Origin of the sequence: Fusicatenibacter faecihominis (assembly GCF_020686945.1) — a bacterium.
GTDB classification, from domain to species: domain Bacteria; phylum Bacillota; class Clostridia; order Lachnospirales; family Lachnospiraceae; genus Limivivens; species Limivivens faecihominis.
On record NZ_JAJEPR010000049.1, the window covers coordinates 1 to 19,616 of the forward strand.

The following is a 19,616-nucleotide window of genomic DNA, read 5'->3' on the forward strand; positions in this document are numbered from 1 at the left end:
CATAAATCACTATTTTGTTAGCTGAAATATTGAATTTTTAAGGTACGAATCCCATTTTAGGTATGGGAAGTCTTAGTTATTAAATGAGTGAGGGTATATAATAATGATAAATTGTAAATGTGACGTAAAAAGAGTCATGTTTATAAAAAGATGTTAGCAGATTAGTACGTTTTGGAGTTGATTTATGATAAATGGGGAAAGTTTATGAAGAAAAAAACAATAGAGCGTATTCGCAAATTTACAGAAGAGCGGGATTGGGATCAATTTCATAGTCCAGCAAATCTTGCAAAATCGATTGTGATTGAGGCAGCAGAGTTGTTGGAGTGTTTTCAATGGAGTGATACAAAGTATGATCTGCAGCATATAAAAGAAGAACTGGCAGATGTACTTGTTTATTCACAAAATCTTCTGGACAAATTGGAACTTGATGCTGATGAAATCGTGAATATGAAGATGAAACAGAATGAAGCAAAGTACCCGGTAGATAAAGCAAAAGGAAATGCGGCGAAATATACTGAACTATAGTTAATGCGAAAGATGATGTGTTTGAGCAGATGCTGTTATGTAAAAATAAACAAAGTTATGCCAGAAAGCAAAAATTTACAAAGGCTTACAAAGCCCGAAATACCAAGAAAAACTAAGAAATGCGAGGTTATGCAACAATGATAAAAGTGCTTTTTATCTGCCACGGCAGGATTTACCGTTCGTGAGAAAAAGTCTTAAATCGTCTTAAATACTTCTATAAATAGCATTTCTTGTGTTTAATTCTCAATTTTACCAATGATTTACCAATATTTCTGGAGAGTCAGACTTGCAGAAACAAAAAACCAGAATGAGGAGATTAAAAATATGAGCAAATTGAAACGAAGAATAACGGAAAACGGAATTGATTATATCCTTGTTGGAGATTACTACATCCCTGACTTGAAACTGCCGGAGGAACACCGCCCCATCGAAAAGTACGGACGGATGCACCGGGAATATTTAAGAGAAGTCCACCCAGCCAGATTTAACACATTGATACTGACCGGAGAATTGTGGACATATCTTGCAGACCTGAACGAACAGGCACAGAAGCGGTTAGATACCATCATGGAGTAGATGAAAGCTGCTGAGGGTGTGACAGAGGAATTAAAGAGTATCTGTCAGATGGAATGGGTGCAGCGTTGCAATAACATTCACAATAGGGCAGAAGAAATTGTTTTACATGAGATGATTTATTCATAACGGTATGGTAGAATAATTATCGCAAATTGATATCTATTCAACTCAACGTTGAGACTCCCTTCAACGCTTAGTATGTTCTAAATAAATTCTCTTTTTGATATACTGAGGTCAAATATAGTATAAAGGAGATTTGTTTTATGGATCAGAAAAAAATAGGTGCATTTATTGCACAGTGTAGAAAAGAAAAAAGTCTAACACAAATACAGCTTGCCGAACTTTTAGACATTACCAATCAGGCAGTTTCTAAATGGGAAAATGGAGTTTCCCATAGTTAAAGATACCACACCAAATATGATGAACCCACGCTTATACACTACCAGCTATAATAAACCGCAAGGACAGCAATTTGATGATACTGCTGTCCTTTCTTTTATAAAATTGCAGTACACATAAAAAAGCTGTAAAATGATAAATATATTTGTCCTTGTAACAATTCTCGGACATTTGCCTGTTATACTATCTGCAAAAAGCAAAGGAAGTGAGGATATGAAGCGGATTTTAATTGTCGAGGACGACAGTTTTTTGAATAAGATGTTAGACTATAACCTGACCGCAGACGGCTACGGCGTGACTTCTGCCCTAAATGCCAGAACCGCAGCCGACGCCATCCGCCAGCGGGAATTTGATTTAGTGCTGTTGGACATCAACCTGCCGGACGGCAACGGTTTTGAGCTGTGCAAACTGATAAAGCCCCAGCACCCGGACACCATCGTGATTTTCCTGACCGCCAACGATCAGGAGAGCGACCAGATACGGGGTTATGAGGTGGGCGCGGTGGACTACATCACAAAGCCCTTTGTGATCGGGGCCTTGCAGCGAAAAATCAAAGCTATGTTCGCCATGCTGGAACACCACAAACCGGCCAAGGACATTTACGACGACGGGCGGCTGTTTCTGGACTTCTCGGAGCAGACGGCTTCCTTAAACGGCAAGCCCCTGACCCTATCCCCGATGGAGTATAAAATGCTGAACCTGTTCCGCAAAAATCCCCGGCAAGTGCTGACCCGTGGGCAGCTTTTGGAAAAGCTGTGGGATATAGACGAAAGGTTTGTGGACGAACACACCCTGACAACCTCCATCAGCCGGATTCGCAGCAAGATTGAAGCCGACGGCGGCGCGCCCTACATCAAGACCGTTTACGGCATGGGCTATCAATGGACGGGGGGCGAGGCAAAATGAAGTTTCAAAACCTATCGGTAAAGCGGCTGTTTGGCCGGGTGGCAATAGGACTTGTCCTTTCCATGTCCGGGATCACCATAGCCCTGTTTCTTGTGACAAAACAGACGGCGGTGCTGCTGACAGGCGGGGCGCTGCTGCTGTGCGCTCTTGTGGGGATTTTTGTACTGACGCAGGCGTTTGGAAAGCGGCTGTCGCAGTTTACCGCTGACCTGTGCCAGACCTTAGACCACATGATCGCCGGGAATGAAGCGCCCCAGCGCCCGGAGGACAGCGAAACCCAGCTTGCCAGAATCGGACACCGGCTGGCAAGGCTTTACCAGATCATGCAGGAGAACCGCCGCCGGGTGGACGAGGAACGGCAGGAGTTACAGACCCTTGTATCAGATATTTCCCATCAGGTGAAAACGCCGGTGAGCAATCTGAAAATGGCGACGGACACCCTGCTGGAAAAGCCCATGACCGAGGCGGAGCGCACCGACTTTATCCGGGGAATCCGCAGCCAGACGGATAAGCTGGACTTTCTCTTTCAGGCCCTTGTGAAAACCTCACGGCTGGAAACGGGCGTGATCCAGTTGGATAAGAAGCCGGGCCGCCTCTTTGATACCGTGGCGCAGGCCATGAGTGGGATCGTGTATGCAGCGGAGAAAAAGGAAATCGCCGTGTCCGTGGACTGCCCGGAGGATTTGGCCTTTTCTCATGACAGCAAGTGGACATCCGAAGCCCTCTTTAACCTGCTGGACAATGCGGTGAAGTACACCCCGGCAGGCGGGAAAATCGCTGTGTCGGTGGTGCTGTGGGAAATGTATGTGGAGATCAAAGTGACCGACACCGGCAAGGGCATTTCCGAAAGCAATCAGGCCGCCATCTTCCGGCGCTTCTATCGTGAGGAAGAAGTACACGAACAGCAGGGCGTGGGCATTGGCCTGTATCTGGCCCGCGAGATCGTAACGCGGCAGGGTGGCTATATCAAAGTGGTTTCGGAGCCGGGCAAGGGTTCAGAATTTTCCATTATGCTGCCTACAAAATAAATCGCGGCGGACGGCCATTCCCGGCTGCCCGCCGTAAATTTTTTTGAAATGTCCGAGCGTTGTAACATTTCACCCCGATTTTCAATGAAATTTTTTAGCCGCTGTAACATTTCGCGGACATTTGGGTTTTACAATGGCCTTATCAAATATGGAGGTGATACAACTATGACATGGCCTTTTGAGAACGATACAAGCGCCATTACAAAAAAGTTGGCAAAACGAAACTTAAAAGCAGATAAAAGTAGAAACATCCTCATTATCATTACGATTGCCTTAGCTACCTGCTTGATAATGACAACGACCTTGTATTTTTTTGCTTCGCAGCGAAAATCATTAAATGATGCAGCTGGGCGTTATCAAGCAATTATCAATGAAGTCGATAATGATACCATTACAAAATTAGTAAATGACAGTAGGGTTCAAGTGGGTGTAAGTCATTTATTGGGTTTAGTATCTTATGGGGACTACAAATTAACCGTCCGTTCAATGGATGAAACACTAATGAAATTAGCAAAATATCCTGATTTGGAGGGGGAATTGCCCAAATCTACAAATGAAATTGCTATCACAAAGGCGTTTCTTGATAGAGCTGGATTGTCCAAATCCGTGGGCGATATTATATCGTTAAATCTGGGAGATGGAGAAAAAGATTATACCTTATGTGGTATTTTGCCTGTCGAAAATTCAAATTATTCCGTATTCGTGTCGCAGTCCTATATTGAAAACAAGCTCAGCGAACCGGCATACTCCGCTTATATCCGTTTGAATGAATCTGATGGTTGGTCTAAGGCTGCTATACAAGCTGAATTATCAACATTGTGCAGAGAATTGAAAATACAGCCGGAGCAAATGCAGTTTTCAACATATTATTTTTCTCTCATTGAACAGAGAAGCAGTCAATATATCACTGTAATAGCATTTATCAGTCTTATTATCGCTTTGGCGTGTACCCTTGTTATTTACAGTCTGTTCTATGTGTCCATAGCCAGAAAAACAAAAGAATATGGAAAACTGCGGACAATAGGGGCAACTGGAAAACAGATGAAAAGAATCGTTTTTAGAGAGGGATTTCATCTTTCCAAAATTGGTATTCCGATTGGAATATTAGCCGGTGCAATAGCGGGATATGTCCTTGTCCCGCAAGGCTGGAACACTTTAATGGTATTTGTAATTGCCGCTGTCACAGCTCTGTTTGTGTATTTATGCGTTATGATTGCTGTAATTAAGCCAGCCAAGATTGCTGCTCATGTTACGCCTATTGAAGCAGTCCGTTATATGGCGAGCAATAATGATGTAATGTCCAACAGTACAAAAGTGTTACATCGTTCTCTATCCGCAAAAAACTTAGCTTTTCTTAATTTTGCAAGGAACAGAAAGAAAACCGCCTTAACGATTCTGTCGTTAGGGGTATGTGGAATTTTGCTGATGGCAAGCTCTGCATATTTTAATTCCATTGATCCTTTAGCGATGGCGCGTAGGAGTTTTCCTTACGGAGAAATTCGCCTTGAATTAGGCGATTACGGGCCACAGGCACATAACAGCGAACAATATTCAGAACTCCAAAAATCGAATCTGCTTACAGAAGATTTTAGAGAATCCATTTTGGACATAGATGGTGTGGAAGAAATAAAAGAATACCAAGGCACCGTTTTGAATGTTCGTATGCCAACGGGAGATATTGAACCGATTGTTTCAGACGCATATACACGAAGCTCTCAAAAATTGATTGAGCAATATTTGATTGATGGTACAGCAGATTTGCAGGAACTACTTAAAAACAATGGCATTATTATTGAAAATGGCCCACAGTGGAAAGAAACTTTTGGGTGGGATGCAGCGATTGGGGACGAACTTCTGATTGAAGTTGGCGGACAAACATTGGAAGTAAAAGTAATGGGAATTGTGGACGCTAATATCCCGTATGGCGGATATGATACGCTATTTATTCCTTTAGAAATGCTGTCAAAGATCGTTCCTATTGAAAACCTCAATTATCAATTTATTGTAGATACAGATGACAGTAAATGGGCAGCCGCAAAAGATGAAATCCAAAAGATAATTCCACCGACTTCCAGCCTCTATGTTAGTACCTTGAATGATTGGGTAGAGGCATACAACGAAAAACTATTGAACTATCGTATGCCAGTCTACATTTTTGTTATGTTTATCGGGGTTTTTGGCATTATCAATCTGCTAAACACACTGATAACAAACATCTTGACCCGGAAGCGAGAACTGGGTGTTTTGCAAGCGGTTGGTTTGAGCAGTAAACAGCTTTCAAAAATGTTATTGATAGAGGGCTTGTTCTATACATTAGGGGTGCTTCTTCTTTCCATATCATGCGGAACTCTTATCGGGTATCTTCTCTGCACCGTCTTTAGTGCAATGAGTATTTTTGGAAAAGTAAGCTATCATTTTCCGACAGTTGAAATGTTCAGTTATTTTATACTGATGCTTGCCGTCCAAATGCTTTTCTCGTATTTGGCAATTCGGCAGATAAAAAAACAATCTCTGGTAGATCAAATACGGGAATTGTCATAAGAATTTTTGAAATGTCCGAGTGTTGTAACATTTCACCCCGATTTTCAATGAAATTTTTTGGCCGCTGTAACATTTCGCGGACATTTGGGTTTTACAATAGCCTTATCAACAAAAGCGAGGAGGCGACGCAATGGAACTGACCCCGACATTGATTTTGAATCTGGCGCTGCTGATCGTCCCGCCCGCTGTCCTTGTGCTGGTGTTCCGGCAATGGCTGGCCCGGCACATCCGCTGGACGGTTGCCTTGACTGCTCTCTGTGATGTTCTCCTGTTTTGGGATGAACTGTTCTACTATGAGAGCTTCGGCCTGTTCGCTGGGCTGATTCTGGTACAGTTGGCGGCCACCGGCGCGGCAGCGTTCCACATTTACAACAAACAAAGAAAGGATTGAATTTTATGAGCATTTTACAGACTATCGACCTGAAAAAGTATTACGGCACAGAGCCGAACATCACCCGCGCCCTTGACGGCGTGAACTTCTCCGTAAATGACGGCGAGTTTGTGGCCGTTGTGGGAACCTCCGGCAGCGGCAAGTCTACCCTGCTTCACATGATGGGCGGGCTGGACACCCCTACTTCCGGCAATGTGATTGTCCGGGACAAAGAGCTGTCGAAAATGAACGACGAACAGCTTACCATCTTCCGCCGCCGCAACATCGGTTTTATCTTCCAGAACTATAACCTTGTTCCCATTCTGAATGTGTATGAGAACATTGTCCTGCCGGTGGAGCTGGACGGGGACACGGTGGATCAGAAGTTTTTGGACGAGATCGTTCACCTGCTGGGACTGGAAGATAAACTGAAAAATATGCCGAACAATCTTTCCGGCGGACAGCAGCAGCGTGTGGCGATTGCCCGCGCCCTGATTACCAAACCGGCTATTGTGCTGGCCGACGAGCCGACTGGCAACCTTGACAGCAAGACCAGCGCCGAGGTGCTGGGGCTTATCAAGCGTACCAGTGCGGAGTTCCGGCAAACTGTTGTGATGATTACCCACAACAACGACATTGCCCGCCTTGCAGATCGGATTGTCCGCATTGAGGATGGCAAGATTGTGGAATAAGGAGGTGGCAGGCTATGACATGGCCTTTTGAAAATGATACCAGCGCCATTACAAAGAAGCTGGCAAAGAAAAGTTTGCAAAGCGAGAAGCGCCGGAATCTGATGGTAGTGATCGCCGTTGCGCTGGCGGCATTTCTGATCTGCTTTACGGGAATTGTAGCTACTTCCCTGACACAAATGCAGCGCAATCAGGTTGTCGATACTTATGAGGCGGTCTGGCTGGGCGTAGAGGAAAACGACATTGAAACCCTGAAAGGACTGCCGGAGTTTGAGCGCGTAGGCGGCTACTATATGCTCGGTGAGGAACTTTCGGAACAGGGCTATCATGCCTCTTATGTATATAATGACGCAGAAATGATGGAGATTGGGCGCGACCAAATGAAGCTATTGGAGGGGAATCTGCCCCAAAAAGCAAATGAAGTTGTCGTAAGCGAATACTTTCTCTCCACCTATGGAAACAATGCCAAGATCGGGGACAGTGTGACCTTAGATACCGAGAGTTTTCATGGTGATTATGTCGTTACCGGCATTATGGACAGCGTAAATGAAAAAGAAGCGAATACCTGCGCTATCATTCTTTCCAAAGCTGCCCTGACAGAATGGAAAGGGTTTGATCCGGCTGGGTATCGCGCCTATGTCCATTTCAAAAACAGCGACCAGTTGGGCGAGGAACTGATAACCTCTTATTGCAGGGAGATTGCAGAGGAATATCAGCTTCCTAATCCCAGCATGAACAACAAGTATTTTGCTTATGCTTCTAAATCCTTTGATTTTTTACCGATTGTTGGTGTGATTGTTATTGTTCTGATCGGCGGCTATATTGTGATTCAGAGTATCTTCCGTATCTCCATCAATGACAAAATCAGGAGCTACGGACAGCTTCGGACGATTGGTGCAACGCCAAAGCAAATCAAGCGGATTGTAAAGCGGGAGGGACGCAAACTCGGCAGTATCGGAATTTTGGTTGGTACAGTGCTGGGCGTATGCTGCGGTTTTCTTCTGTTTTCCAAGGGATTTAACGCTGTTTCCTATGTCGTTATGGTTTCCCTGACACTCATAAGCAGTTGGATCATGGTGTCTATTTCCATCCGTAAGCCGGTGAAAATCGCGGCAGGGATTTCCCCCATTGAAGCCGTCCGTTTTACCCCGGTGCAAAAGGACATCCGCAGCCGGAAAAAGAATATCAAGCTCAATCCTGTTTCAATGGGAATTGCGAATTTTAAGCGTGACCGCAAAAAGACAATCAGTATTGTAGCATCTTTGAGTATCGGCGGAATTTTGCTGATGGTGGTATCTTCCATTGTTTTAGTGCGCTCACCAGAACAAATTGCGAGATTATATTTTCCTGACAGCGATTACAAAATATATCTCCAAGATCTATCGGAAGAAATGTTAGTAAAAGGTAATCCGCTAAACGAGGAACTAAAGCAGGAAGTTTTATCTGTTGATGGTGTTACGGATATAATCGTAGCCAGACAATCGCTCCATACCAGCATTAAAACAGATGCTAACCAAAATTCAGGAATATGTGATACGCTGACCGACCAGAACTATGCTATGGTTGAGGCTGCATTGACAGAGGGAACGATGCCGACAGATTCTCATAGTATCGTAATTCACGACCAGATTGTAGCGTATTTTGAAGATATGGGCGTCGGTTCCACCGTTAAATTTTCTTCAATGGATGGTAAGCAGTCCATCCCTGTTACAATATCGGGAGTGTTTTCCCTTTCAAAAATGCCTGTGATTTTCGGGCATGGACGCGCTCATACAGATGGCTCTGTTTTCTTTGCTCCAAAAGATTTATTCTACGAACTGTACCCGGAAATTACTACCTTTGATTACTCATGGAGCATTGTAAGCAATCCGAAAAAAGCTGAAACTGTAAAAGCTGAACTGAAAAATATTGTAGCCGAACACAGTAACCTTGCTTTAGATGAAATAGATACAGCGATTGCGGCTGAAAAATCACAAAATTCTGCGGTGTTTGGTAGTATGCAGGTTCTTTCATGGTTGGTGTTCCTCTTTGGCGTTATCAACCTCATCAATACGACCCTCTCTAATCAGATGTCCAGAAAACAGGAAAACAGTGTTTTGCGTTCCATTGGTCTGACACAAAAACAGTTATGCAAAATGAATATATGCGAGGGTCTGTGCTATGCGTTCTTTGCAACATTGGCAATCCTGATTGTCGGATTTCCTATTTCTATTGTTGCAAGTAGAGAAATAAGTATAGCTACTTTTGGCGGAAATGTAGTACCTTACAAATTCCCAGTTTTGGAAATGGGATTGTTCATTCTGGTATTATTCGGAATGGAACTGATCTTGTCTGTATGGACAATCCGCAGACAGAAAAAACAATCCCTGATTGAACAAATGCGGGCAATGGAATAATCGTATGGGATCGGCGGGGCGGCGTGTGCTGCCCCGCTTTTTCCGCCATTTCTCAAAAAAATTTTTGAAATGTCCGAGCGTTGTAACAATTCAGCCTGTTTTTCTGTCGAAATCAAAGGCACCTCGGACATTTATAGTTCTTCCAAAAGTTTGATGATAATATTACCATTCATGGAAGAAGCAATCTGTTATTGCAATTATGCGAAATTGACGATAGAAAGTTTTTCATATCTCGGTCAGCTCAACAATTACATTACTCTGCTGATACAGCCAGTCCGTAAATTCTTTCGGGCTGGCCGTTCCTGTTTTTACAGCCTTTTTTCTCTGTAAGGCTTCTTTCTTAAAGTCGGAAAAGGAAGCCTGTATTTTTTCCAGACGGTCAGCCGGAAAGCCTGCGGTATTTTTTACCCGGTTTATTTTGTTGCGCCAGTTCTGGCATTCATTTTTATAAAGCAGGTCATAGTTATTTTCTCTTGACCTCTCGTCAAATTCCCGCTTGTTTTGAAGCGCCTGTGCTTTTCGGCACTTGTCGCTGCACAGCTCATACCGCTGGCTCTTTGCCAGAAAATATTTTCCACAGACCTTGCACCGCCGGAAGCAAAGCCCCCAGTCATTCAGCCTGTTCAGATAATAGGTAATCAACGGGTAGAGGGACGCATAGGCAGACACACATTCTTCTGTGCGCCGGTTGTCCGGGAACCAGAGGTCAAGCCGGGTATCTTCTGACGGTGCGCCTTTGAAATAAAGGCTGCCAGCTTGAAATTGTTTCGGTTTTCCTGTCTCCCTGTCAAAGCTCATGGTTTCGTTTTGGAATACCCCGGTCAGTCTGCTCATTTTATCCATGAAGCGGTCACAGGCAGCGTTACGGTCACGGGGTTCTCTGGCAAGCAGATAGCTGTTCCAGATACGGAACGCCACATACATTTTCAGAGGGTCGTTGCTAAGATATTTCTCCCAAAGAAATTCGCTTGCCGCCTGCTCCAGCTCCGGCTGTTTCCATCGGTTGGAGTGGAGAGCTTGCCGCAGCGGAGAAAGCCCGTATAAGTTCCAGTCTCTGTCCGTGTCACGCTCAAAGTTTATCAAAAAAGTTCCCAGTGGGCGTGTCATATCACAAAGCACCTCTGCGTTTTGGCTCCCGTTCAGACGGAAGCGGATCTGCTGTTCTTCCCCAATCAAAATCCGCTCTTTCATTTTCTTCCTGTCCAGCGTCAGGACAAACAAAATCCTTTCAAAACATGGCTCATGCCGTATAAATTGATTCTCCATCCCTATCCCCTGCCTTTGTTTATGGTAATTATATAATTTAGTTATATCCATTACACTCATGGTATCGCAGAAGCATTGTTTTGTCAAGGATAGTCCGCTATGATGATTGCAGTTGGTAATTTCGTACCATACAGTACCTTGACAAGTGAATGACCGTCCAAAAGGGATATGACCGGCAGGAGAAGTGACGCATTCGGCGCACCAATGCAGGGAAACACCGCAGGAATGGGGCAGGAAAACGGCTTTTGGGGAGAACGGCAGCAGGAAGCATTTTAACCTATTTGATTTATGGGAGGAACAGAATGAGCAATAAAAAGAGATTGAACAGCTACGAGGATTTACCGCTGGTTCTGGATGTGGCGGACATCCAGCAGATTATGGGAATTTCAAGAGCGAGCGCCTATGAGCTGGTACACACCCCCGGCTTTCCGGCGTTCCGCAGTGGCAGGCTTATCAAGGTCAGCAAAACTGCTTTCTTTGAATGGATGGCAAAAGGCTCCGAAACCGTACCGGGAAGCGACAAAAAAGCGTGAGGTATTATCCCCTGACTGCAATACTGCCGCACTTTCCAAAGGGGCATACAGAGGGAAAAAACCTTAAAAATGATACCGAAACGCTACACTAAAACAGCCTATCTGCGTACATCAGATAGAAACGGAGAAAGGAGCCGGTTATGGCAAGAATGAGCAACAAGCGACGGCTGGAATGGTCTTTCTTCTTAAATGACCGCAGCCGTATCACTTACAACGAACTGTGCCGGAAATGCCAGCACGAATGCAAACAGAGCTTCCGGGCGGTTGTGGTTGACTGCCCGAAGTATCTTTCCAAGCGTTCCAAGAAAAAGGACAAAACTGCCGGAAACGGCAAAATCCCTTAGGAACTAAGGGCGCACTTCTATACATAGTCTAAAGACCATGTATCGTGCGTCCTGTGGAGCTTACCTCTGTCGCTGATAAAATCAGCAATCCGAGGTCTGCGTTCGCTTCGCTCCGACAAGGTGGCTACACCCCCTTGCGCCGCTAAGGCGGCTATCCCCTGTGTACCCTCCGAAAAGAGAAATCCGCTCTGCGGTTTTCCCTTTTCGGAGGGTTTTATAGAAGCACTGACACACGGACTGTCTGCGGATGGTCTTTCTTTATCTTATAAGTAAAGGATGTGAGAACATGGAAAAATCTTTGGAACAGTTGAAACAGGAATATGAAAAAACCACTGTCCTGCTGGAACAGGAAAAACGGAAAATGCAGCGTTTGAAAAACCGGCAGGCGTATCTGGAAAGCGGTTCCCGGAAACAGAGGACGCACCGGCTGATTACCCGTGGGGCAGCTATTGAGAGCATTGCACCACAGACAAAGGAGCTATCCGAAGCGGAATTTTATTCCCTCATGGAAAGCATTTTGAATCTGCCGCAGGCGGAGCATTTCATCCGGTCTGCCACAGAGAACCACGCCCGTATTTCCGGGCAGGAGAAAGGCGGTGACTAAGGATAGCACTTTATCATTTTTCAATCGCACAGATCAAGCGCAGCGCCGGTCAGAGCGCCATTGCCAGCGCAGCCTATCGAGCCGGGGAGCGTCTTTACAGCAGCTACTATGGAGAAGTCAGCGACTACACCAAAAAGGGCGGCGTGATCGCTTCGGAAATCATGCTGCCGCCCCATGCGCCGGAAATATATCTTGACCGGGCGACCCTCTGGAATGCTGTGGAGAACTGCGAGAAACATCCAAAAGCACAGCTTGCCTATTCCTTTGATATTGCCATGCAGAATGAATTGACGCTGGAAGAAAACATGGAGCTGGCGAGGAAGTTCGTACAGGAGCAGTTTGTGACAAAAGGCATGATTGCCGACCTTGCTTTTCACAGCCCGGAGAAAGAGGACGGCGGCATCCCTAACCCGCATTTTCATGTGATGACAACCATGCGCCCTTTGAACCCGGATGGCACATGGGGACAAAAACAGCGTCGGGAATATCTTCTTGATGAAGATGGAAACCGAATCCGGGATAAAAACGGCGATTATATGTTTAACGCTGTCCATACAACAGACTGGCATGAGCCGGAAACGCTGGAACACTGGCGGGAGCAGTGGGCGGCTGCCGTTAATACAAAATTTGAGGAAAAAGGGCTGGATGTGCGTATCGACCACCGTTCCTATGTGCGGCAGGGGCTTGACCTGATACCTACTGTCCACGAGGGAGCTAATGTCCGGCAGATGGAAGCAAAGGGCATCCGCACCGAGAAAGGGGAACTGAACCGCTGGATTAAAGCCACCAACCGGCTCATGCAGGATGTGAGGAAGAAGATCAAAGCCCTGTTTGTCTGGATGGCAGAGGTAAAAGAAGAACTTTCCAAACCGCAGACACCGAGCCTTGCCGACCTGTTGATCGCTTATTACAACCAGCGCAACGCAGGGGCATGGAGCAATAAAGCCAGAACCGGAAACTTAAAGCAGTTTGCCGAAGCCGTCAATTATCTGACGGAAAACAAGCTGCTCACATTAGAGGATTTGCAGGAGCGTCTTTCCTCTGTCAACGAAGAATTTGAAGCGTTAAGCGACTCCATGAAAAAGAAATCTGCCCGGATAAAGGAATTGCAGGAATTGATACGGGAGGGCGAGAATTACCAGCGGCTAAAACCTGTTCATACGGAATTGAACAATATCAAGTTTAAGAAACAGAGGGAGAAATTTGAAACATCCCACGATGCGGAGTTACGGCTGTTTTATGCCGCCCGCCGTATTTTGAAAGAAAAACTGGACGGAAAACCCATTGCCCTGAAAGCATGGAAACAGGAATACGCACAGTTAAAAACAGAGTATGCCGAACTGTCTCCGCAGCACAAGCCACTCCGGGAGGAAGTCATACGGCTACGGCAGGTGCAGAACGCCGTAGATACCGCACTGCGCCGGAGGGAGCAGCCACAGGCAGTACAGAGAAAGAAACATGAGATGGAGCTATGATATAACCGGCAGCTTTACCGCTACCAGTATTTTTATGGAGGGAGCATTTGAATGTATTTGAAGCGGTGAAACAGTCTGTTACCACCCGGCAGGCTGCTTCATTCTATGGAATCCGGGTGGGGAGAAACGGCATGGTCTGCTGTCCATTCCACAATGACCGCACGCCCAGCATGAAAGTGGACAGCCGCTTTTACTGCTTCGGCTGCGGGGCTTCCGGGGATGTGATCGACTTTGCCGCTTTGCTGCATGGATTGGGGAAACGGGAAGCTGCGGTCAGGCTTGCGGAGGACTTCGGCGTTTCCTATGAGAAATCCGGCAATGCGCCGCCAGATAGGAAGCGTCACAACAGGTCACAGCCCCGACAAAAATCAGCGGAGCAGAGATTTCAGGAAACGGAACGGTATTGTTTCCGGGTGCTATGCGATTATCTGCGCCTGCTGGAGCATTGGAAAACAGCACACGCCCCACAGCCGCAGGATGCCATCTGGCATCCTCTTTTTGTGGAAGCGTTGCAGAGGATAAGCTACACAGAATACCTTTTGGATATTTTGTTATACGGAGAAATAGAAGAAAAAGCGGCATTGATCGCCGCACAGGGAAAGGAGGTGTTGCGGCTTGAACAGCGAATTTCAGAGCTTGCCGCCGGAAACGCAGGAAGCGGTCAAAAGGACGATGGACACAATGGAACCGGCGCAGACACCGGCAGAAATCCGGGAAACATTAGAGGGGACGCAGAAAGGCGGCGTGAAGAACAGCATCCGAAACTGCCTGACGGTGTTCCAGCGTGACCCTCTGTTTCGCGGGGCGCTGCGCCTGAACCTTTTGACGGAGCAGATTGACATTGTGAAGCCGCTGGGCTGGGAGCGCACCAGTACCACGCTGACCGACATGGACATGAACTACCTGCTTTTGTATCTGGAAGAAAATTACGGGCTTACCAGCGAGAAAAAGGTGCAGAGCGCCATCAAGATTGTTGCCAATGAAAACCGCTACCATCCAGTCAGGGATTACCTGAACAGCCTGCAATGGGACGGCACAGAGCGCATCCGTTACGCCCTGCATCACTTTCTGGGAGCCGATACGGACGAATACACCTATGAAGCCTTGAAACTGTTCCTGATGGGAGCCATCCGGCGGGTATTCAGACCGGGGAGCAAGTTTGAGGTCATGCTCTGTCTGGTTGGTGGTCAGGGAGCCGGGAAATCTACCTTTTTCCGGCTGCTGGCAGGCAGGGACGAATGGTTTTCAGACGATTTGAAAAAGCTGGACGATGAAAATGTGTACCGCAAGCTGCAAGGGCATTGGATTATCGAGATGTCGGAGATGATTGCCACAGCCAACGCCAAGAGTATTGAGGAAATCAAGTCATTCTTAAGCCGCCAGAAAGAAACCTACAAAGTGCCGTATGAGACACATCCGGCAGACCGGCTGCGGCAATGTGTATTTGGAGGGACGACCAACCGGCAGGACTTTTTGCCCCGTGACCGCACCGGCAACCGGCGCTTTCTCCCCGTGACGGTGTACCCGGAACGGGCGGAGGTTCACATACTGGACGATGAAGCGGCGGCGAGGGCGTATATCGAACAGATGTGGGCGGAAGCCATGACGGTTTATCGCAGTGGGAAGTATAAGCTGTCATTCAGCATGGAAATGAACCGATACCTGAACGCCCACCAGCAGGACTTTATGCAGGAAGACACACAGGCCGGCATGATCTACGCCTATTTGGAGGACTACACCGGCGACAGGGTATGTTCCAAGCAGCTTTATGAGGAAGCGCTGGGGAACTTAAATTCCCCGGCAGACTGGGAGACACGGGCAATCTGCGAGATTATGAATACCGGCATTGCGGGCGGCATCATACAGGGCTGGGTAGCCTACAAAAGCCCGAAGCGGTATAAGAAATACGGTTCTCAAAAAGGCTGGGAGCGTGTCAACCAAGCTCCGCCGGAGGGGGACGGTTTTCAGGAAATCACGGAAGAAGAAGCCCGGCAAATGGAACTTCCATTCTGAAAAGCCACCGGTTGACAGTTTGGTTGACGCTTTGGTTGACAGCCGGTTGACGGGGAAAAGCCTGATATTTGGGGCATTTCTCTCCTTTGTCAACCATGTCAACCAAGAAATCAAAGAAAAAGTAAAAAGTAATAATAGAGCGCCTATGGATTGTTTTCAAAGTCTTTTCTGCCGGTTGACACGGTTTGGTTGACACGGAGACAGTCTGCGGCTGTACACCTGTCTGACATTCCCTTGTCGGGCATATTTCATTTATGGAGGTAACTGCCTATGGCAAAAAGCAAAAACGAGAGCAATAACAAAAACAGCGGCACCCTGCTTACCGAAAAAGACGGCACCCAGTATTTTGTCATGGGGAAAGTCCGTATCAAGGTATCGGAGCATTTCGCACAGGATGGGAAGCCGCTTGACAGCCTGCTGGAAGATGTGATCCAGCACGCTGCCGCCGCTTCCTGAAAAAATACGGAATAACGACTGTCAATCAGCCCACGCTTATGATATACTTGTACCAGCGAGTATTGTATAAGCGTGGGTTGTTTCTTTTAGAAGGAGGATTTTTAACCGTGAAACAACCATACAATACAACGATTTATAACACTGCACTATATTTGAGATTGAGCCGTGACGATGAATTACAGGGGGAAAGCGGCAGTATCCAGACCCAGCGCATGATGCTTAGACAGTATGCCGCAGAGCATGGGCTGACCGTTGTAGACGAGTACATTGACGACGGATGGAGTGGGACAAATTTCGAGCGTCCAAGTTTCCAAAGGATGATTGATGACATCGAAGACGGGAAAATCAACTGCGTTGTCACAAAGGACTTATCCCGTCTGGGAAGAAACTATATCCTGACCGGTCAGTACACGGAAATCTATTTCCCCAGCAAGGGAGTACGCTACATTGCCATCAATGACAATGTGGACACCATCAACGGAGAAAGCGAGCTTGCACCGTTCTTAAACATCCTGAATGAAATGCACGCCCGACAGACCAGCAAAAAGGTCAAGGCTGCCATGCACACAAGATTTGCCAATGGCGCACACTATGGAGCCTATGCACCGCTGGGCTATGTAAAAGACCCGGACAAAAAAGGTCATCTTCTGATCGACCCGGAAACACGCTGGATTGTAGAGAAGATTTTTGACCTTGCTGTACACGGGCGTGGAGCCGCCAGCATTACACGGATTCTGGTGGAGGAAAAAGTACCTACCCCCGGCTGGCTGAACTATGAAAGATACGGGACTTTCGCCAATATCTACGCCGGTGCGCCCGCAGAAAAAGCCTATGCGTGGACGATTGCACAGGTCAAGAGCATTTTGAAAGAGGAAACCTACATCGGTCACAGCGTTCACAACAAGCAGAGCAACATTTCATTCAAGAACAAGAAAAAGGTGCGGAAGCCGCAGGAAGAATGGTATCGTGTGGAAAATACCCACGAAGCCATCATTTCCGAAGAAGTGTTCCAAAAAGTTCAAGAGCTGATTGCAAGCAGACGCAGGAAACGCAGAAACGGTACGACACAGATTTTCGCAGGATTGATAAAATGTGCAGACTGCGGATGGTCTTTAGCCTATGGGGAAAACAAGCAGAACAAAAACCCATACGGGTACTACCATTGCAGCAAGAACGGACAGGGATTACGCCAGTGTTCCATGCACTATATCCGCTATGATGTACTGTATGCCTATGTGCTTGCAAGACTGCAATACTGGTCTATGCTGGCACAGAAAGATGAGGACAAGCTGCTGAAACGGCTGCTCAATGTCAGCGACAGGGAAAGGAACTCTGCGAAGAAAAAGCAGGCTGCGGAGCTGAAAAAGGCAGAGAAGCGTAAAGCCGAGGTTGACGGGCTGTTTGCTAAAATGTATGAGGACTGGTCTGCCGGACGCATAACCGAGTATAACTTCAATATGCTGTCCGAGAAGTACCAGAACGAGCAAAAGGAGCTTGAAACAAAAATAAGACAGCTTCACGAAACGATGGAAGCCGCCGTACAGACCGCAGCGGATGCTGAAAAGTGGATTGCCCTGATGAAACAGTATGTCAACCCTGTGGAGCTGACCGCCGAACTTCTGAACACTCTAATTGAAAAAATAACCGTCCACGAAGCTGTCAAGGGCGAGGACGGAAGCCGTGAGCAGGAAGTAGAAATCTACTACCGCTTCATCGGCAAAATCGACTGACCTTTCTTTTTTACCCAACAATATCTTTAATTAAGGGAGACGGGTAGAGGAATGCCAGATGTGTCGCTTTTACAGCCTTTATGTGATGCTTTGGGCATTAGTTTGAACGAGCTTTTTTCGGGGGAACATATATCAGCAGAGGAATATAAAGGAAAAGCAGAAGAAAACATTTCTAAACTTTACAAAGAAAAGCAAATTGCCAATCTTAAGCCAATAAAATACTTATTCTCTATATGTTCTAATGTAACATTGCTTGTAGCAGTGATTGAATTAGCTGTTGGTTTTATTGGAAATTTTTTTAATCCAACTATATTGGAGGTAATGTTGCTCAATGCTTCTGTGTGGATAATATTGTTTCTGATTTCAGTGGGTAAGCTGACATACGATAAGAAAAAATTGAAAAACCTGAAGCATTCAGGTACTTGTATAGACTCTGAAATCAAGGATATAATCCCAGCATCATGGATTAGAGTTGGAAACTACATCAGTTGCAGAATTGTATGTGGATTTATTTACGAGGATAAGGAATACAAAGCAGTAAGTAATTACTATGTTTTGACACCATTTCAACGAAAGGAGGATTTATATGCGAATGTTTTTATCGAGCAAAACAATCCTACCAAATATAGTATAGAGCTTTTTCAAGAAGGTCGGTAATTCAGTCAAGAATTTCTCAAAAATCATATAAGCCTATTTAAAGCTGTCGTTGCAGGAAAGTCCCGTGACGACAGCTTTCTTTCTTACCGTTTTTTTCTCTGGCTAATAGGCGTTCCCATTTTCTTTGATTTTTTGAGAATCCGAATCAGCCAGCGAAATTCTTCGTCTGACAGATTTTTATAGTTGATGCCGAGCTGCTTGCAGTAAAGAACAACCAGCTTTTCATCCCGGCTGCCCTTGAAATTTTCGACCGCTTCCAGATTTTCTTTCAGTTCATCGGCAACGGTGGTCTGGGGCGCACTCTCACTGTCCTTTTTGTGAGCTTCCCGAATATCCCGGATAATGAGGTTGAGGTCATCCAGAACCATGTGGCTGAAATATTCATCATCACTGATATGGGCAGCTTGCAGCACCTTCAAATGCGGGTCATCTTCGCCGGGGCGATACCGTTCAATGATTTCATGCCGGACGGTATCGACAAGGGCGTTGAGATTCTGAATCTGCATGGTGGCAATCCCATCCACATAAATCTCAATGTCCGCAAGAAACTTGATAAAGTCCTTATGGGTGGCAAGTTCGCAGAGCAGACGGTTGTTAATCCGACCGTTTTTCAGAAGTGCCACCATTTCATCGCTCAAATGCAGCTCCCTTAATGGCGTGTTGATCTCCGCCCGGTTCTCTGTCCGGCAAAAGAGATAATCGAGGGACACCCCATAAAAATCTGCCAGCAGGATAAGGTTGCCATGATTGATTTCCTTATAGTCGTCTTTTTCATAACTGCCAAGAGCCGATTTTGAAATACCCGTTTGCTCAGCCAGTTCTTCCAGTTTTAATCCTTTGTTTAATCGTAAATCTTTTAGCCGTTCCTGTATTGTAGTAGCTCCGTTCATTGAAGCAGTTCCCCCTTTTTGACAACATATATAACCGTTGAATTGATTATACCATATCAATTCCGCAATCGTGGAAATTTTTGATTTTTGCCCCTAATTCCTACTTTGTGGACATACGGCACAGGGCACAAAAATGTTCTATGATACAGGTAGTTCATCGATGGATTATTCCAATCGAATGACCAGCCTGTGTGGGATATGCTTCCCCGGCGATGTAG

The 19,616-nt window shown here is 46.1% G+C and carries 19 protein-coding genes and 1 pseudogene; 18 read left to right on the top strand and 2 right to left on the bottom strand.

Annotated features, from left to right (window positions below):
• Positions 1-204 precede the first annotated feature (204 nt).
• From LKD71_RS16370 to LKD71_RS16410, 9 genes and pseudogenes are all read left to right on the top strand, one after another.
• The gene (locus LKD71_RS16370; RefSeq protein WP_227616232.1) at positions 205-525 is read left to right on the top strand and encodes a nucleotide pyrophosphohydrolase; all 321 of its coding nucleotides are present in this window, start codon (positions 205-207) and stop codon (positions 523-525) included.
• Between the two features lie 324 nt (positions 526-849).
• Positions 850-1,227, top strand: a pseudogene (locus tag LKD71_RS16375) (TnpV protein).
• A 137-nt stretch (positions 1,228-1,364) separates the two neighbouring features.
• Positions 1,365-1,502 carry a helix-turn-helix domain-containing protein gene (locus tag LKD71_RS16380; RefSeq protein ID WP_097779934.1) on the top strand — a complete coding sequence of 46 codons (138 nt, stop codon included), beginning with the start codon at positions 1,365-1,367 and terminating at the stop codon, positions 1,500-1,502.
• A gap of 211 nt (positions 1,503-1,713) precedes the next feature.
• Positions 1,714-2,406 (top strand): response regulator transcription factor, encoded by a 693-nt coding sequence (locus LKD71_RS16385; protein ID WP_227616233.1) that lies wholly within the window; start codon positions 1,714-1,716, stop codon positions 2,404-2,406.
• The gene (locus LKD71_RS16390) at positions 2,403-3,434 is read left to right on the top strand and encodes a sensor histidine kinase (RefSeq protein WP_227616234.1); all 1,032 of its coding nucleotides are present in this window, start codon (positions 2,403-2,405) and stop codon (positions 3,432-3,434) included. The genes LKD71_RS16385 and LKD71_RS16390 overlap by 4 nt, the downstream gene beginning before the upstream one ends.
• Positions 3,435-3,599: 165 nt before the next feature.
• The gene (locus LKD71_RS16395) at positions 3,600-5,975 is read left to right on the top strand and encodes an ABC transporter permease (protein ID WP_033143517.1); all 2,376 of its coding nucleotides are present in this window, start codon (positions 3,600-3,602) and stop codon (positions 5,973-5,975) included.
• Positions 5,976-6,105: 130 nt separating this feature from the next.
• The gene (locus LKD71_RS16400; RefSeq protein ID WP_227616235.1) at positions 6,106-6,366 is read left to right on the top strand and encodes a hypothetical protein; all 261 of its coding nucleotides are present in this window, start codon (positions 6,106-6,108) and stop codon (positions 6,364-6,366) included.
• 5 nt (positions 6,367-6,371) lie between these two features.
• Positions 6,372-7,037, top strand: coding sequence for an ABC transporter ATP-binding protein (locus tag LKD71_RS16405; RefSeq protein ID WP_071422048.1), 666 nt, complete (start codon positions 6,372-6,374; stop codon positions 7,035-7,037).
• A gap of 14 nt (positions 7,038-7,051) precedes the next feature.
• Positions 7,052-9,430 carry an ABC transporter permease gene (locus tag LKD71_RS16410; RefSeq protein ID WP_227616236.1) on the top strand — a complete coding sequence of 793 codons (2,379 nt, stop codon included), beginning with the start codon at positions 7,052-7,054 and terminating at the stop codon, positions 9,428-9,430.
• Between the two features lie 225 nt (positions 9,431-9,655).
• Here the strand turns inward: LKD71_RS16410 and LKD71_RS16415 are convergent, their stop codons facing one another.
• Positions 9,656-10,696, bottom strand: coding sequence for a DUF6076 domain-containing protein (locus LKD71_RS16415; protein WP_008816376.1), 1,041 nt, complete (start codon positions 10,694-10,696; stop codon positions 9,656-9,658).
• Between the two features lie 302 nt (positions 10,697-10,998).
• On the opposite strand from LKD71_RS16415, the gene LKD71_RS16420 reads away from it, so the two are divergent.
• From LKD71_RS16420 to LKD71_RS16460, 9 genes are all read left to right on the top strand, one after another.
• Entirely contained in the window at positions 10,999-11,229 is a 231-nt protein-coding gene (locus LKD71_RS16420) for a helix-turn-helix domain-containing protein (protein ID WP_227616237.1), read from the top strand.
• 140 nt (positions 11,230-11,369) lie between these two features.
• Positions 11,370-11,573: a hypothetical protein gene (locus tag LKD71_RS16425; protein WP_004614949.1), complete on the top strand. Its 204-nt coding sequence runs from the start codon at positions 11,370-11,372 to the stop codon at positions 11,571-11,573.
• Positions 11,574-11,859: 286 nt separating this feature from the next.
• The gene (locus LKD71_RS16430; protein ID WP_008816380.1) at positions 11,860-12,177 is read left to right on the top strand and encodes a DUF3847 domain-containing protein; all 318 of its coding nucleotides are present in this window, start codon (positions 11,860-11,862) and stop codon (positions 12,175-12,177) included.
• A gap of 2 nt (positions 12,178-12,179) precedes the next feature.
• Positions 12,180-13,652, top strand: coding sequence for a MobQ family relaxase (mobQ, locus tag LKD71_RS16435; RefSeq protein WP_074104019.1), 1,473 nt, complete (start codon positions 12,180-12,182; stop codon positions 13,650-13,652).
• A 47-nt stretch (positions 13,653-13,699) separates the two neighbouring features.
• The gene (locus LKD71_RS16440) at positions 13,700-14,440 is read left to right on the top strand and encodes a CHC2 zinc finger domain-containing protein (protein WP_014079457.1); all 741 of its coding nucleotides are present in this window, start codon (positions 13,700-13,702) and stop codon (positions 14,438-14,440) included.
• Positions 14,325-15,665, top strand: a complete 1,341-nt coding sequence (locus LKD71_RS16445; RefSeq protein WP_009321442.1) for a virulence-associated E family protein — start codon at positions 14,325-14,327, stop codon at positions 15,663-15,665. Before LKD71_RS16440 ends, LKD71_RS16445 begins: the two co-directional genes overlap by 116 nt.
• Positions 15,666-15,935: 270 nt before the next feature.
• Positions 15,936-16,121, top strand: a complete 186-nt coding sequence (locus tag LKD71_RS16450; protein ID WP_004849804.1) for a hypothetical protein — start codon at positions 15,936-15,938, stop codon at positions 16,119-16,121.
• Between the two features lie 107 nt (positions 16,122-16,228).
• Positions 16,229-17,851 (top strand): recombinase family protein, encoded by a 1,623-nt coding sequence (locus LKD71_RS16455; RefSeq protein WP_215663333.1) that lies wholly within the window; start codon positions 16,229-16,231, stop codon positions 17,849-17,851.
• A gap of 51 nt (positions 17,852-17,902) precedes the next feature.
• Positions 17,903-18,508 carry a hypothetical protein gene (locus LKD71_RS16460; RefSeq protein ID WP_227616238.1) on the top strand — a complete coding sequence of 202 codons (606 nt, stop codon included), beginning with the start codon at positions 17,903-17,905 and terminating at the stop codon, positions 18,506-18,508.
• Between the two features lie 83 nt (positions 18,509-18,591).
• On the opposite strand, the gene LKD71_RS16465 is transcribed toward LKD71_RS16460, so the two are convergent.
• Positions 18,592-19,398: a helix-turn-helix transcriptional regulator gene (locus tag LKD71_RS16465; RefSeq protein WP_209290175.1), complete on the bottom strand. Its 807-nt coding sequence runs from the start codon at positions 19,396-19,398 to the stop codon at positions 18,592-18,594.
• Positions 19,399-19,616: the final 218 nt, after the last annotated feature.